The organism is Actinomycetospora sp. (assembly GCF_036497585.1).
Taxonomy (GTDB): domain Bacteria; phylum Actinomycetota; class Actinomycetes; order Mycobacteriales; family Pseudonocardiaceae; genus Actinomycetospora.
Genome location: NZ_DASXJD010000278.1, coordinates 1 through 12,481, shown reverse-complemented (window position 1 = coordinate 12,481; position 12,481 = coordinate 1). Strand labels below are relative to the sequence as shown.

Genomic DNA, 12,481 nt, shown 5'->3' with positions numbered 1-12,481 from the left:
CCTGCTTCTCCAGGCGCTTGAGCAGCGGGGACAGGGTGCCGGAGTCCAGGTGCAGCTGCTCGCACAGCGATCCCATGGTCACGGCCTCCTGCTCCCAGAGCACGAGCATCACCGCGTACTGGCTGTAGGTCAGCCCGAGCTCCTCGAGCCCCTGCCGGTAGCACGCGGTCATGGCCCGGGACGCCGACACCATGGCGAAGCACAGCTGCTCGTCGATCGGCGTGGCCCGGGCCGCCGAGGTGGTCATCCCCCCAGGCTAACCATGTGAACGGATGTGGTCGCCCCGATGACCACATCCGTTCACGTGGTCACTTCGGGTCGAGCACGAAGACCGGGATCTCCCGGTCGGTCTTCTCCTGATACTCCGCGTAGGAGGGGTAGGCCTTCACGGCCCGGTCCCACCACCGCGCCCGCTCGTCGCCGGACACCTCGCGGGCGACGTAGGTCTTCGTCTCGGTGCCGTCCTGCAGCGGGAACTCGGGGTGCGCCTTGATGTTGTGGTACCAGGTGGGGTGCTCGGGAGCGCCGCCCTTCGAGGCGACGACGGCGTAGCTGCCGTCGTGCTCGACGCGCATCACCGGGGTGTAGCGCCGCTTGCCGGACCTCGCACCGGTCAGCGTCAGCATCACGACCGGTGATCCGAGCACCTCGACGCCCTCCGTCGTCCCGGTCTCGAGGATCTTCTCGGTCTGGCCCTTGACCCAGTCGGTCGGGCTGAGTTCCACGTTGTCGCTCACGTCGGGCACCAACCCCGGCTCTCCCCGGGAGCATTCCCCGGCCGGTAGACCGAGCACATGGAGCAGCGGGCACGACGTCATGGGCCACGGCTACCGGTGGGCCGAGGTGACCGGCATGACCGAGGAGCAGGAGCGCGACGACCTCGAGCACGCGATGCGGGTGCTGCGCGCGCTGGTCGGGCGCCCGGTGCGCGGTTGGTACGTGCGATCCTTCCCCAGCGAGCGCACCCGCCGGCTCGCCGCCGCTCACCCCGACCTGGTCTACGACAGCGACGCGGTCAACGATGAACTGCCGTACCGCGCCGTGCTGCCCGAGGCGAGCGAGGACCGGCCGCGCTAGGTCCCGATCTTCGAGCGGGCCTGGGCCACCGAGACGTCGTGGCTCAGGGAGTCGATGTCGTAGGCCCCGTAGTGGCGCCGGCCGTTGACGAAGAAGGTCGGGGTGCCCGAGACGCCGCTGCGGTCGGCCGACTCGAGGTCGGCGGCGACCCGCTCGGCGGCGTCCGGTGAGCGCAGGTCCCGGCGGAAGCGCTCGACGTCGAGACCGAGCTCGGCGGCGTGGTGCTCGAGGTCGATCGCCCGCAGCTCGTCCTGGTGGTCGAGCAGCCGGTCGTGCAGGTCCCAGAAGGCGCTCTGGGCGGCCGCGGCCTCGCTTGCGCGGGCGGCGAGCTCGGCGTGCGGGTGCACGTCGCGCAGCGGCAGGTGGCGCCAGACGTAGCGCACGTCGCCGTGCTCGGCCAGGAGCTCGCGCACCGTGGGCTCGGCCTGCCCGCAGTAGGGGCACTCGAAGTCGCCGTACTCGACGACCGTGACCGGCGCGTCGTGCGGGCCGCGGACGTGGTCGCGGTCCGGGTCCACCTCGTCGAGCAGGTCGATGATGACCGGCGCGGAGCCGAGCAGCGCGCTGCGTCGTCGGGACGCCGGCATGAGGGCCAGCGCGCGGAACACCAGCCACGTCACCAGCGGGGCGACGACGGCGGAGGCGAGCACGCCGAGCTTGGCCTCCGCGAGGTCGGGCCCGGTGAACGCCAGCGACGCGATGAGCAGCGCGACCGTGAACCCGACCCCGGCGATCGTGCCGCCGCCGACCACCCCCGCCCAGCCCACCGGCGGGCGCAGCCGGCCGCGGGTCACCCAGGTGAGCAGCGCCGAGGTGCCGACGACCCCGACCGGCTTCCCGACGACGTAGGCGACGAGCACGGCCCACGTCGTCGGCGAGGTCGCCGCCCGGGCGAGGAAGGCGCCGTCGAGGGAGATCCCGGCGTTGGCCAGCGCGAACAGCGGGACGACGAGGAACGAGACCCAGGGCGAGACGAGCGCCTGGAGCCGGTCGTTGGGCGAGACCGCGGCGCGCACCCCGACGCTCGCGGACCGGGCGAGCTCGGCGGTGGGCTGCTCCCGGAAGGCCCGCACCAGGTCGGTGGCCCGCTCGAGGTCGCCCCGCGCGGCGGGGTAGGCGAACGTCAGCAGGCCCATCGCGAGCCCGGCGGCGACCGGGTCGAGCCCGCTGCCGAGCAGCGCCGCCCAGGTGCCGAGGCCGAGCAGGACGTAGATCCCCGGCGTCCGCAGCCCGAGCGCGCGGGCCCCGAGCACCACCGCGATCAGCCCGACCGCGACGAGCAGTCCCGGCAGCGCGACGTGCTCGGTGTAGGCGACCGCGATGACGATCAACGCGGCCAGGTCGTCGACCACCAGCACCGTCACCAGGAACGAGCGCAGGGCCGCCGACCGCGTGCCGACGAGGCCGAGCAGCCCCAGGGCGAGCGCGGTGTCGGTCGACATCACCACGCCCCAGCCGTGCGCGGTGGGGGTGCCGGCCGTGACGGCCAGGTAGAGCCCGATCGGCACCGCCATGCCGGCGAGGCCGGCGAGCAGGGGGAGCACCAGCCGCGGGCGCTCGCGCAGCTCCCCGAGGTCGAACTCGCGGCGGGCCTCGAGCCCGACCAGGAAGAAGAACAGCGTCATCAGCCCGCCGTCGACCCAGGCCCGCAGGTCCTGCGAGAGGCCGTGGTCGCCGAGGCGGACCGAGAACGGCGTCGCCCACATCTCCTCGTAGGACGCCGGGGCGATGTTGGCCCAGAGCAGGGCGGCGACGGCGGCCGCGATCAGCGCCGCGGCGGGCGCGTTCTCGCCGCCGAGGAAGCGACGCACCCGCCGGCCCCACGTCAGGTGCCAGGGCGTCTGCCCGGTCATGGAGGCGGACCCCGAGGCCGTCGGCTCCCCTTCCACGCCGACGACGTTAACGCAGCTCGCCGCCGATCCGGGCTGGGATCGTCACTCCACCAACGACTGCGTGCCGAGCACGAGCGCGAGCGCGAGCCGCTCGGCGTCCTCGGTCCCGGGCTCGGCGGTGTAGACCATGATCCGGACGTCGTCGGTGGCGACGACGAGCGTGTCGCAGTCGAGCGTGATCGGGCCGACTGCCGGGTGCTCGATCGTCTTGCGCTTCGACGGGTCGGGGCGCGGGCCGGGGTCCGCGCCCGACTCCCAGAGCTCGGCGAACCGGGGGCTGTGCGCGCAGAGCTCGCGGACGAGGCCGGCGATCCCGCGGTCGGCGGGGTAGCGCGCCGCGGTCATCCGCAGGTCGGCGGCCAGGTGCGCCACGTGCCGGGCCTGCTCCTCGGCGGTGTGCACGACGCGGTTCCCCGGCCCGGCGACGTTGCGCCAGACCGCGTTGCGCTCCAGGCCGCGCCAGGTGGAGGTCTCCCCCATCAGCGCGTCGAACGGCGCGTTGGCGACGAGCAGCGTCCACGTCGCGTCGTACACGACGACGGGGGTGTGCGAGAGCCGGTCGAGCAGCCGCTGCACGCTCGGGGTGATGCGCGAGGGGACGACGTCCGGCCCTGGCGCGGCGTGGCCGGCCAGGCCGTGGAGCAGGTCCCGCTCGGCGTCGCCGAGGCGCAGGGCACGCGCCAGTGCCTCCACCACCTGGGCCGACGGCGACGTCGCCCGGCCCTGCTCGAGCCGGGTCAGGTAGTCGGCCGAGATGCCGGCGAGCCCGGCGAGCTCCTCTCGGCGCAGGCCCGCAGCGCGGCGGCGCCCGCCGGCCGGCAGCCCGACGTTCTGCGGGGTCACCCGGTCGCGGGCGCGGCGCACCATCCGCCCGAACTCCCACGTGTCCACGCCGTCGAGTGTCCGCGCGGGAAGCGGCCCTGTCCTGGTCCTGCTGGTCCTACGACAACCGGACGGCTGCCTGGGCCGCCGCCGTCGTCGCAGGCTCGGCGCCATGACCACGACGCTCATCACCGGTGCCACCCGCGGCATCGGCCGCGAAACCGCCCGCCAGCTCGTCGCCGCCGGGCACACCGTCTACGTCGGCGCCCGCGACGAGGCCCGAGGCCGCGCCGCCGCCGAGGAGCTCGGCGCCCGGCACGTCCGGCTCGACGTCACCGACGACGCCTCGGTCGCCGAGGCCCTCACCCGCATCGAGGCGGAGGGCGGCCTCGACGTGCTGATCAACAACGCCGGCATCGCGATGTGGGGACTCAACGGGCCGGACGCGCTCACCATGTTCGACACGAACTGCGTCGGCGTCGTCCGGGTCACCGAGGCCGCGTTGCCGCTGCTGCTGAAGTCCGGGAACCCGGTCATCGTCAACATCTCGAGCGCGCTCGGCTCGTTCACCGCCAACCACGACCTGGCGAAGCCCGCCTCGCACGTGCAGGCGGTCGTCTACGGCGCCACGAAGGCGGCCGTCTCGATGCTCACCGTGCAGTACGCGCGGGCCGTGCCCGAGGTGAAGATCAACGCCGTCGAGCCCGGCTACACCGCGACCGAGCTCGGTGGGGTGGCGAACCCGCACGGCCGCCCCGTCGAGGTCAGCGCCGCCACCGTGGTGCGGATGGCCGACCTCGGCGAGGACGGGCCCACCGGCACCTTCCTCGAGGACGACGCCGAGCTCGGCTGGTGAGCGGCTGCGACGTCAGACCGCGGCCGGGACGTGCATGGCCGCGATCAGCTGGCCGGTGTCGACGAAGTCCCGGAACGCGACCACGCGCCCGTCGGCGCCGAACGTGAACAGGTGCACCTCGGTGTCGACGACCCGACGGCCGGTGGCGCGAACGGTGTAGTCGATGTCGACGAGGGCTACCACCTGCTCGGCGTTCTCGAGCATCGTGACCAGGGTGAACTCGGCGATGTCGAGCTCGGCCACCGCCGCGAAGAAGCCCGGGACCTCCGCCTTGCCAGTGCGGGCGCGTGCCAACTCGAGGCCGGCCGATTGACCGGAGTGCCCGGGACGCTGGTGGTTCCACGTCACGTCGTCGGCGAGGTACTCGAACATCCCCGGCATGTCGCCCCGGCCGAATGCCTCGTAGATCGCGTTCACGGTGTCGGTGTGGCCCATGGTTCCCTCTCCGACCGATCCGGCCGGACCGGCCTCGTCGTGACCGAGGGTGACAGGATCCGCGGGACCGACTGCACGATCGTCACCGAACCGTCGCCGTCGTGGCGTCCTCCCGCGATGCAGGGGAGCGGACGGTGATCGGCCGGATCGTCGGCGTGGCGGCGGTGCACGGTGACGACGTCCTCGACACATGGCACCGGGTGGCGGCCCCGCGACCTGCGGCTCCTGGCCCCGGCGCATTCGTCCCGGTCGAGCTCGGCGTCGATCTGGCGCTGAGCGCGTCGTCGATCCAGCCCCCGCACCCCTCGTCGGGCTCCCGGCCCGCGGCGTCGAACCCGGCCACCTACGCCTCGAGCAGCCCCTCGGGCCACTCGCGCAGATCCTCGGCCGGCGCGCTCTACAGACGGAGCAATTCGATCACCGCAGATGGATCACCGCCACCACCCCGCCCCCGTTACGCCAGATGGACCCGACTGCCTGGGTAGCTCACCTGCACACCTCTTGCATTAGCGAACCCTCCGAGGGAACGTCTCCTGCCGTGACCCTCACCGCGCCCGCCCCGACGCGCCGCTTCGCCCTGACCAGCCCGGAGAAGCGCTCAGTGGCGGGCATGACCGGCTTCGTGGTGCTGCTGCACGTGCTGGGCTGGGGGACGCTCGCGTTCTTCATCGCGCCGGCGCACTACCAGCTGGGCGGCGCCGGGGTGTTCGGGATCGGTCTCGGTCTGACGGCCTACCTGCTGGGGATGCGGCACGCCTTCGACGCCGACCACATCGCCGCCATCGACAACACCACCCGCAAGCTGCTCACCGACCGGGAGGGCGACGAGTCGAGGCCGCGGCCCCTCACCGTCGGGTTCTGGTTCTCGCTGGGCCACTCGACGATCGTGTTCGTCCTGGTCCTGCTGCTCGGGCTCGGCGTCCGGGCCGTCACGACCGAGATCGGCGACGACGATTCGCCGCTCAAGGTCATCGGCGGTCTGGTCGGGACCGCGGTGAGCGGCCTCTTCCTCGTCCTCATCGGCGTGATCAACCTGGTCGTGCTCGTCGGGATCGTGCGGATCTTCCGACGGATGCGCCACGGCGACTACGACGAGGCCGAGCTCGAGCGCCACCTCGACGAGCGCGGCTTCATGAACCGCATCCTCGGGCGCGTCACGAGGGCCGTCCGCAAGCCCGCCCACATGTACCCGACGGGGCTGCTGTTCGGCCTGGGGTTCGACACCGCCACCGAGATCTCGCTGCTGGTCCTGGCCGGCGGCGTCGCCGCCGCGACGCTGCCCTGGTGGGCGATCCTCGTGCTGCCGATCCTGTTCGCCGCGGGGATGAGCCTCTTCGATGCCGCCGACGGCGCCTTCATGTGCTTCGCCTACGGCTGGGCCTTCATGCGCCCGGTGCGCAAGGTCTTCTACAACATCACCATCACGGCACTGTCCGTGGTCGTCGCGCTCGTCATCGGCGTCATCGAGCTGGTCTCGATCCTCACCCAGCAGCTGGACATCCGGAACGGCCCGCTCGCCTGGATCGCCGACCTCGACCTCGGCAACGTCGGCTTCGTCGTCGTCGGCCTGTTCGTCGTCGCCTGGATCGCCGCGCTCGCCGTCTGGAAGCTCGGCCGCGTCGAGGAGCGCTGGCAGCAGGACCTGCGCGCCTGACCGCGGGCCCCGCAGGGGTCGTCAGGACGCGGCGCCCTCGCCGACCCCGGGATCGTCCTGCGCCAGGTTCTCGTTGACGGCGCGGACGAACCCGAGGACGGCCTGCCGCTCCTGGGCACTCATCGCACCGCTCGAGGCCTCGACGCGGGCGGAGAAGGACCCGAAGATCTCCTCGACCACCCGGGACCCCGAGTCGGTCAGCTCGACGAGGAGCTTCCGCCGATCCCGGGGATGCGGACGGCGGACCACGTGCCCGAGGGCCTCCAGCCGGTCGACGAGCTCGGTCGTGGACGCGGTGGTGATGTCGAGGAGCGCAGCCAGGGCCGACGGACCCCGCGGGCCGTCGAGGAACAGCGTGGTCAGCACGGTCACCGACGACCGGCTCAGCCCGCGACGGCGACCGGCCCGGGCACGGAACCGCTCCCCGGCCAGCACGAGGTCCCGGACCGCTCGCGTGAACTCCGAGTGCTCCCCCATGTTCGCTAGGTTACCTGGTGACATGGCTTCCTGACGGCTACTACTCTGTTGTGATCTGGACCACTACAGAGGGGGTCACATCATGGCCCGCAAGATCGTCGACTGCCGGGACGTGCCCAGCGAGGGCGGCTGCACGCTGACCCTCACCGGGGAGGAGGACGAGGTCGTCGAGGCGGCCTCGCAGCACGCCATCGCCGTCCACGGCCACACCGACGACCCCGCGCTGCGCGAGATGATCCGTTCGGGCCTGAAGGACGCACCGACCGGGACCGCACCGGGCGCGTTCGCGCAGCTCATCGAGTTCCCGATGAACAGGATCGAGGAGTTCGACGCCGCCATCGAGGACTGGCTGCGCGAGATCGGTCCCGACCGCACCGCACGGTGGTTCGTGCTCGGGGCCGACCGCGGGCGGCCCGGCGTGCACGTCGAGCTGGTCGAGTTCCCCAGCTACGAGGACGCGATGACCAACTCCAAGCACCCCGCCACCGCGGCGTTCGCCGAGCGGCTGACCGCACTGGCGGGCGGCGACGTCACCTTCCGCGACCTCGACGTGGTCCGCGCCCAGATGCCCTGAGTGCCCCTGAAGAACAGTCCGATCGGAGACGACATGAGCAGCATCGACGTCAAGGGCATGTCCACCCCGGACGAGACCAGGAAGCCGGACCGCACGACCGTCGAGGTCGTCGGCCTCGGTGACGCCACGATCGCGCGCCTGACGCTGCAGCCGGGCTGGCGCTGGTCGGAGTGCATCAAGCCCGTCGCCGGGACCGCGAGCTGCGAAGCGGCGCACCTCGGCTACCTCGTGGCCGGCCAGTTGCACGTGGTCGCCGACGACGGCACGGAGGCCGATCTCCGGTCCGGCGACGCCTACCGCCTCAGCCCGGGTCACGACGCCTGGGTGGTCGGCGACGAGCCCGTCGTCGGGCTCGAGTTCGAGTCCAAGACCGCCGAGACCTACGCCCGCACCTGACCGGAGGCCGCCATGAGCGTCGTCATCACCATCACCTTCCCCATCTCCGCCGGGACGATGGAGAAGGTCGTCCTCGACAACGCCGCCACGATGGCCGCGATCAGCGAGGACGGACGCCGGCACGGCGCGATCCACCACCAGTTCGTCCGGGACCCCGACGGCAACGCGGTGGCGCTCGACGAGTGGCCGGACCTCGAGTCGTTCCACCGCTTCTTCGACGCCCAGGAGGACATCAAGAAGGTCATGGCCGAGGCCGGAGTGACCGGGCCGCCCGAGGTGCGGGTGTACCCGGTGCTCGACACCCCGGACCGCTTCTGACGTCAGGCGCGCACCGCCCGGTGCGCGATCCACCGACCGAAGGCGCTGTTCGCCGCCCCGACCTGCGCCACCTCGGTGAAGCCGGCCCCGCCGAGGAGCTGCCGGACCATCGACGGGTCGTTCGCGACGGGCGCGAGCGGCCCGTCGTTCCCGTGCCCGCCGTGTCCCTGCCCGCCGTGTCCCTGCCCGGCGTGTCCCTGCCCGCCGTGTCCCTGCCCGCCGTGTCCGGGACCGTGCCCGAGCAGCCGGAGCAGCGGCGCGAGCAGGCGGAACGGGCGCGGCACGCCCTCGAAGTCGGCCAGGAACAGCGCGCCGCCCGGGGCGAGCACCCGGTGGACCTCGCCGAGCATGGCCCGCTTCGCGTCGGCGGGCAGGTGGTGGAACATGAACGCCGAGAGGACCTGGTCGACGCTGCCGTCGGGGTGCGGCAGCTGGTCGGCGAAGCCCTGCTCGACGCGGATCGCGAGCCCGCGGCGCTGCGCCTTCGTGCGGGCGCGCTCGAGGGCGGCGGGGTCGGGATCGAGGCCCACGACGGTGGCCCCCGGCTGCGCGCGGGCCGCGGCGATCAGCAGGTTCCCGGTGCCGCACCCGATCTCCAGCACGGTCGTCCCGGGTGCAGGGTCGGCCGCGGCGACCACCCGCCGATGGGCGCTGCGGGCGCCGAGCCAGCTCACCGCGTCGTAGACGGGCAGCAGGCCACCCGTCCCCATCGCGGGGAGGAAGGGACGCTCCGGTGACCCCGGAGCCGGCGTCGCGGGCTCGGACATCATGGTGCTCCTGTCGCAGGCATGGGACGGTTCTCTCCTGACAGGGTCAGCCTGTTGGCCCCGGGACCTGCGGACAAGGAACGGAACGGCGTGACGTCAGGACTTTCCTCCGATCTGCCCGGCGGCGTGACGCGCAACGCGGACGGCCTGCCGGTGATGGGCTACGCCCGCGCGCCGGGCGTGCCGGCGGTGACCGTGCACCGTCGCTCCGGCCCGGGACGCGACGGCGGCGCCCTCCTCGGCGCGCACATCCACGACTTCCTCGTGCTGATCTACGTCGAGCGGGGCGGCGGCCGGCTGCGGGTCGACGACCGCACCTGGTCCCTCGCGTCCGGGCACGTCGTCGTGGTCGCCCCGGGCGCCGTCGTCACCCCGCTCGACGAGCCCACGGAGGCCGACGCGCAGGTGTGGACGGTCTTCTTCCCCGCCGACCTCGTCGACCCCGACGCCCCCTCGTCACCCCTGGCCTGGCGCGCCCACCCGCTGCTCTACCCCTTCACCCGCGGCGGACGGCCCGGCGGCGAGCGGCTGCACCTCCCGCCCGACGACCGCGCGACCTGGGTCGCCGAGCTCTCCGCACTCGCGGCGGAGCTGACGGAGCGGCGCGACGGCTACGCCGAGGCCGCCCGGGCGCGGGTGACGCTGCTGCTCGTCCGGCTGGGGCGCCTCGCCGCCGACGTCCCGGCCGACCTGCGCGAGCACGACGAGACGCTGGTCGCCGCGGTCTTCGACGCGCTGGAGGCACGCTTCTGTGAGCCGATCACCGCGCGGGACGTGGCCGCGGCGGTGGGGCGCTCGCCGGGCCACGTGACGACGGTCGTGCGACGACGGACCGGGCGCACCGTGGGGCGGTGGGTCACCGAGCGGCGCCTGCAGGAGGCCCGGCGGCTCCTGGCCACCACCGACCTCACGGTGGCCGCGATCGCCCACCGGGTCGGCTACCGCGACCCCGGCTACTTCATCCGCCGCTTCCGCACCGCCCACGGCCTCGCGCCGCAGGAATGGCGGCGGGCGGGCTGAGCGCCGGGCAGCACGACGTACGGTCACCCCGTGGTCGATGCGGAACACGCGCGGGGTCCGCGGGAGGCGGCCCGGTGAGCGACGACGAGGGCTACCTGCTGGCGAACCGACAGCGCGGCGCCGCGACCCGCCTCGCGGCACTCGGCGAGCTCTTCGACGACACCACCTCCCGCCACCTGACCCGCCTCGGCCTCGGACCCGGGTGGCGCTGCTGGGAGGTGGGCGCCGGCGGGCGCGGCGTGCCGGAGTGGCTCGCCGAGCGGGTCGGGCCCGACGGGCTGGTGCTCGCCACCGACCTCGACACGTCCTGGCTCGGGGCAGGGGACGCGACGCTGCGGATCCTCCGCCACGACGTGGGCGTCGAGGACCCGCCCGAGACCGGCCTCGACCTGGTCCACGCCCGGCTGCTGCTCACCCACGTCCCGCATCGGGAGGCGGCCCTCGCCGCGATGGTCGGCGCCCTGCGACCGGGCGGGTGGCTGCTCGTCGAGGAGGCCGACCCGGGCCTGCAGCCGTTGCTGTGTCCCGACGAGTACGGCCCCGCCCAGCAGCTCGCGAACCGGCTGCGCCGCGGTTTCCGCTCCCTCATGGCCGGGCGCGAGGCCGACCTGGCCTACGGGCGCACACTGCCCCGGCGGCTGCGCGATCTGGGCCTGTCCGACGTCGGGGCCGACGCCTACTTCCCCATCACCTCGCCCGCCGCGACGACGCTCGAGATCGCCACCGTGGAACAGATCCGCGACCGTCTCGTGGCGGCCGGACTCGCGATCGACGCCGAGGTCGACCAGCACCTCGACAACTGCGCCGCCGGCCTCGTCCCCGATCTGGCGACGTCACCGTTGATCTCGGCCTGGGGACGCCGGCCCGACTGACGGGATCGAATCGGGACCCGGCGGAGAATGGCCGAACCCCGATCCGGGCGGGGACTCAGGCGGCGTCGTCGGAGGTGGTGGCCGACGGCCTACCGGCGGGCCTCCCAGGCGCGGTAGTTGCTGATCAGGTCCTTGCGGAGCTGGCCGCGCGGCTTGACCTCGATGCCCTGCTCCACGGCCCAGCCCCGGATCGTCTCGCGTTCCGGGGAGGTCAGGCCGTCGCGCCCGCGGGTCTGCCCGTCCTCGGACGACGACCCGGAGGCGGCCGGCGCGGCTGGCGCGGCCGGCGCGGACGTCGCGGGAGCCGGGGCCTCCGGAGCCGCGCCGTCGGAGGCGGGCAGCTTGGTGGGGTCGCCCGCCTCGAAGGCCTCGATCACGCGGCCGGGCAACCGGCCGCGCTCGGCCAGCGTGACGCCGTGCTCGGCGGCCCAGGCGCGGATCTGCGCGTTGGTGCTGCGCGAGCGGGCCGGGCCGCTGCCGTCCGTGCCCGACGACGCCGGACGCGCCGCGGGCTGGGCCTCCCGGGACGACCGGCGGCGCCCGGTGCGGCGCGCGGCGGCCATGTAGGGCGCGAACAGGCCGCGCAGCGCGTCGGCGTGCTCGGTGGACAGATCGATCTCGTAGTCGACGCGGTCCAGGCCGAAGGAGATGCTCTCCTGCGCCTCGCTGCCGTCGACGTCGTCGACGAGGGTGACCACGGTTCGTGTAGCCATCGCTGGGCCCTGCTCCCATCGTTCGGTGAAGCCGGTGCGCGCGTTTGCGTGCGCCCGATCGCGGCAATGCCGTGCGGTTTTCCCCCTCGGGCATGTCTTAGCAGAAGTGTGGCCGGCACGCTTCCCCGTCGTGCCCGACATCCGAACACCGAGGTCATGACGCGTTCACGACGAGTTCTCACGGACGGCCCACGAATCGGTGGTTCGGGTCGGCGGTGCCCCGGGAACCACCGGCGGGACCAACGGCCTCCGACGCCTCAGGAGCTCTCGTAATGCTCTCTCTTCCCGCACAGTCCTCACCGGGCGGTGGCGGCGGGTTCGACGCCCTCTCGTCACTGCAGAACGCCTTCACGACGCTGGTGAATTACGTGCCCAACGTGATCGGCGCCCTGCTGGTGCTGGTCATCGGCTACATCATCGCGCGCCTGATCCGCGCGGGGATCTCGCGACTGCTGCACCGGGTGCACGTCGACGACAAGCTCACGCACGGACGCGGCGGCGAGTACGTCGCGCGGTTCTCGCCCAAGGGCCGGCCCTCCCAGCTGGTCGGGCTGGTGGTGCAGTGGGTGCTGCTGGTGTTCGTGATCGTCTCGGCGGTCGGGACGCTG

Annotated in this window: 17 protein-coding genes; 9 read left to right on the top strand and 8 right to left on the bottom strand. The window is 73.3% G+C overall.

The genetic code is table 11. The features are described 5' to 3' along the window. The coding region (locus tag VGH76_RS27855; protein WP_331560017.1) for a MarR family winged helix-turn-helix transcriptional regulator at positions 1 to 247 on the bottom strand (247 nt) is incomplete at its 3' end. A gap of 61 nt (positions 248 to 308) precedes the next feature. Then, positions 309 to 737, bottom strand: coding sequence for a nitroreductase family deazaflavin-dependent oxidoreductase (locus tag VGH76_RS27850; protein WP_331560016.1), 429 nt, complete (start codon positions 735 to 737; stop codon positions 309 to 311). Here VGH76_RS27850 and VGH76_RS27845 point away from each other — a divergent pair. After that, positions 697 to 1,077 (top strand): polysaccharide deacetylase family protein, encoded by a 381-nt coding sequence (locus tag VGH76_RS27845; protein ID WP_331560015.1) that lies wholly within the window; start codon positions 697 to 699, stop codon positions 1,075 to 1,077. The genes VGH76_RS27850 and VGH76_RS27845 overlap by 41 nt on opposite strands. Here VGH76_RS27845 and VGH76_RS27840 read toward each other — a convergent pair. Further along, positions 1,074 to 2,930, bottom strand: a complete 1,857-nt coding sequence (locus VGH76_RS27840) for a Na+/H+ antiporter NhaA (protein WP_331560014.1) — start codon at positions 2,928 to 2,930, stop codon at positions 1,074 to 1,076. The genes VGH76_RS27845 and VGH76_RS27840 overlap by 4 nt on opposite strands. Positions 2,931 to 3,011: 81 nt before the next feature. Then, on the bottom strand, positions 3,012 to 3,860 hold the full coding sequence (locus VGH76_RS27835; protein WP_414637835.1) for a helix-turn-helix transcriptional regulator: 849 nt from the start codon (positions 3,858 to 3,860) through the stop codon (positions 3,012 to 3,014). A 103-nt stretch (positions 3,861 to 3,963) separates the two neighbouring features. On the opposite strand from VGH76_RS27835, the gene VGH76_RS27830 reads away from it, so the two are divergent. After that, a complete protein-coding gene (locus VGH76_RS27830; RefSeq protein ID WP_331560013.1) occupies positions 3,964 to 4,647 on the top strand; it encodes an SDR family NAD(P)-dependent oxidoreductase in 684 nt (227 codons plus the stop codon). A 12-nt stretch (positions 4,648 to 4,659) separates the two neighbouring features. On the opposite strand, the gene VGH76_RS27825 is transcribed toward VGH76_RS27830, so the two are convergent. Beyond that, on the bottom strand, positions 4,660 to 5,082 hold the full coding sequence (locus tag VGH76_RS27825; protein WP_331560012.1) for a nuclear transport factor 2 family protein: 423 nt from the start codon (positions 5,080 to 5,082) through the stop codon (positions 4,660 to 4,662). A gap of 538 nt (positions 5,083 to 5,620) precedes the next feature. On the opposite strand from VGH76_RS27825, the gene VGH76_RS27820 reads away from it, so the two are divergent. Beyond that, positions 5,621 to 6,736 carry a HoxN/HupN/NixA family nickel/cobalt transporter gene (locus tag VGH76_RS27820; protein ID WP_414637834.1) on the top strand — a complete coding sequence of 372 codons (1,116 nt, stop codon included), beginning with the start codon at positions 5,621 to 5,623 and terminating at the stop codon, positions 6,734 to 6,736. A gap of 21 nt (positions 6,737 to 6,757) precedes the next feature. Here the strand turns inward: VGH76_RS27820 and VGH76_RS27815 are convergent, their stop codons facing one another. Further along, the gene (locus tag VGH76_RS27815) at positions 6,758 to 7,213 is read right to left on the bottom strand and encodes a MarR family winged helix-turn-helix transcriptional regulator (protein WP_331560011.1); all 456 of its coding nucleotides are present in this window, start codon (positions 7,211 to 7,213) and stop codon (positions 6,758 to 6,760) included. A gap of 82 nt (positions 7,214 to 7,295) precedes the next feature. Here VGH76_RS27815 and VGH76_RS27810 point away from each other — a divergent pair, with 82 nt between their 5' ends. From VGH76_RS27810 to VGH76_RS27800, 3 genes are read left to right on the top strand one after another with little or no spacing between them, the layout of a single operon-like run. After that, a complete protein-coding gene (locus VGH76_RS27810; protein ID WP_331560010.1) occupies positions 7,296 to 7,787 on the top strand; it encodes a DUF1059 domain-containing protein in 492 nt (163 codons plus the stop codon). A 33-nt stretch (positions 7,788 to 7,820) separates the two neighbouring features. Beyond that, entirely contained in the window at positions 7,821 to 8,183 is a 363-nt protein-coding gene (locus VGH76_RS27805; RefSeq protein WP_331560009.1) for a cupin domain-containing protein, read from the top strand. A 12-nt stretch (positions 8,184 to 8,195) separates the two neighbouring features. After that, the gene (locus tag VGH76_RS27800; RefSeq protein WP_331560008.1) at positions 8,196 to 8,501 is read left to right on the top strand and encodes a hypothetical protein; all 306 of its coding nucleotides are present in this window, start codon (positions 8,196 to 8,198) and stop codon (positions 8,499 to 8,501) included. A 2-nt stretch (positions 8,502 to 8,503) separates the two neighbouring features. On the opposite strand, the gene VGH76_RS27795 is transcribed toward VGH76_RS27800, so the two are convergent. Continuing rightward, entirely contained in the window at positions 8,504 to 9,271 is a 768-nt protein-coding gene (locus VGH76_RS27795; RefSeq protein WP_331560007.1) for a class I SAM-dependent methyltransferase, read from the bottom strand. An 87-nt stretch (positions 9,272 to 9,358) separates the two neighbouring features. Here VGH76_RS27795 and VGH76_RS27790 point away from each other — a divergent pair, with 87 nt between their 5' ends. Together VGH76_RS27790 and VGH76_RS27785 are read left to right on the top strand one after the other, a co-directional pair. Beyond that, on the top strand, positions 9,359 to 10,288 hold the full coding sequence (locus VGH76_RS27790; protein ID WP_331560006.1) for an AraC family transcriptional regulator: 930 nt from the start codon (positions 9,359 to 9,361) through the stop codon (positions 10,286 to 10,288). Positions 10,289 to 10,362: 74 nt separating this feature from the next. Further along, positions 10,363 to 11,160 carry a methyltransferase domain-containing protein gene (locus VGH76_RS27785; protein ID WP_331560005.1) on the top strand — a complete coding sequence of 266 codons (798 nt, stop codon included), beginning with the start codon at positions 10,363 to 10,365 and terminating at the stop codon, positions 11,158 to 11,160. Between the two features lie 89 nt (positions 11,161 to 11,249). On the opposite strand, the gene VGH76_RS27780 is transcribed toward VGH76_RS27785, so the two are convergent. Then, the gene (locus VGH76_RS27780) at positions 11,250 to 11,873 is read right to left on the bottom strand and encodes an Lsr2 family protein (protein WP_331560004.1); all 624 of its coding nucleotides are present in this window, start codon (positions 11,871 to 11,873) and stop codon (positions 11,250 to 11,252) included. A gap of 272 nt (positions 11,874 to 12,145) precedes the next feature. Between VGH76_RS27780 and VGH76_RS27775 the strand changes: the two genes are divergently transcribed. Continuing rightward, positions 12,146 to 12,481: mechanosensitive ion channel family protein (locus VGH76_RS27775; RefSeq protein ID WP_414637833.1), on the top strand; the 336-nt coding region annotated here is incomplete at its 3' end.

Excerpts from the sequence above, each read along its gene's own strand:
- VGH76_RS27840 (WP_331560014.1), bottom strand. The coding sequence starts at position 2,930 with ATGACCGGGCAGACGCCCTGGCACCTGACGTGGGGCCGGCGGGTGCGT.
- VGH76_RS27830 (WP_331560013.1), top strand. The coding sequence starts at position 3,964 with ATGACCACGACGCTCATCACCGGTGCCACCCGCGGCATCGGCCGCGAA.
- VGH76_RS27825 (WP_331560012.1), bottom strand. The coding sequence starts at position 5,082 with ATGGGCCACACCGACACCGTGAACGCGATCTACGAGGCATTCGGCCGG.
- VGH76_RS27815 (WP_331560011.1), bottom strand. The coding sequence starts at position 7,213 with ATGGGGGAGCACTCGGAGTTCACGCGAGCGGTCCGGGACCTCGTGCTG.
- VGH76_RS27810 (WP_331560010.1), top strand. The coding sequence starts at position 7,296 with ATGGCCCGCAAGATCGTCGACTGCCGGGACGTGCCCAGCGAGGGCGGC.
- VGH76_RS27805 (WP_331560009.1), top strand. The coding sequence starts at position 7,821 with ATGAGCAGCATCGACGTCAAGGGCATGTCCACCCCGGACGAGACCAGG.
- VGH76_RS27800 (WP_331560008.1), top strand. The coding sequence starts at position 8,196 with ATGAGCGTCGTCATCACCATCACCTTCCCCATCTCCGCCGGGACGATG.
- VGH76_RS27795 (WP_331560007.1), bottom strand. The coding sequence starts at position 9,271 with ATGATGTCCGAGCCCGCGACGCCGGCTCCGGGGTCACCGGAGCGTCCC.
- VGH76_RS27780 (WP_331560004.1), bottom strand. The coding sequence starts at position 11,873 with ATGGCTACACGAACCGTGGTCACCCTCGTCGACGACGTCGACGGCAGC.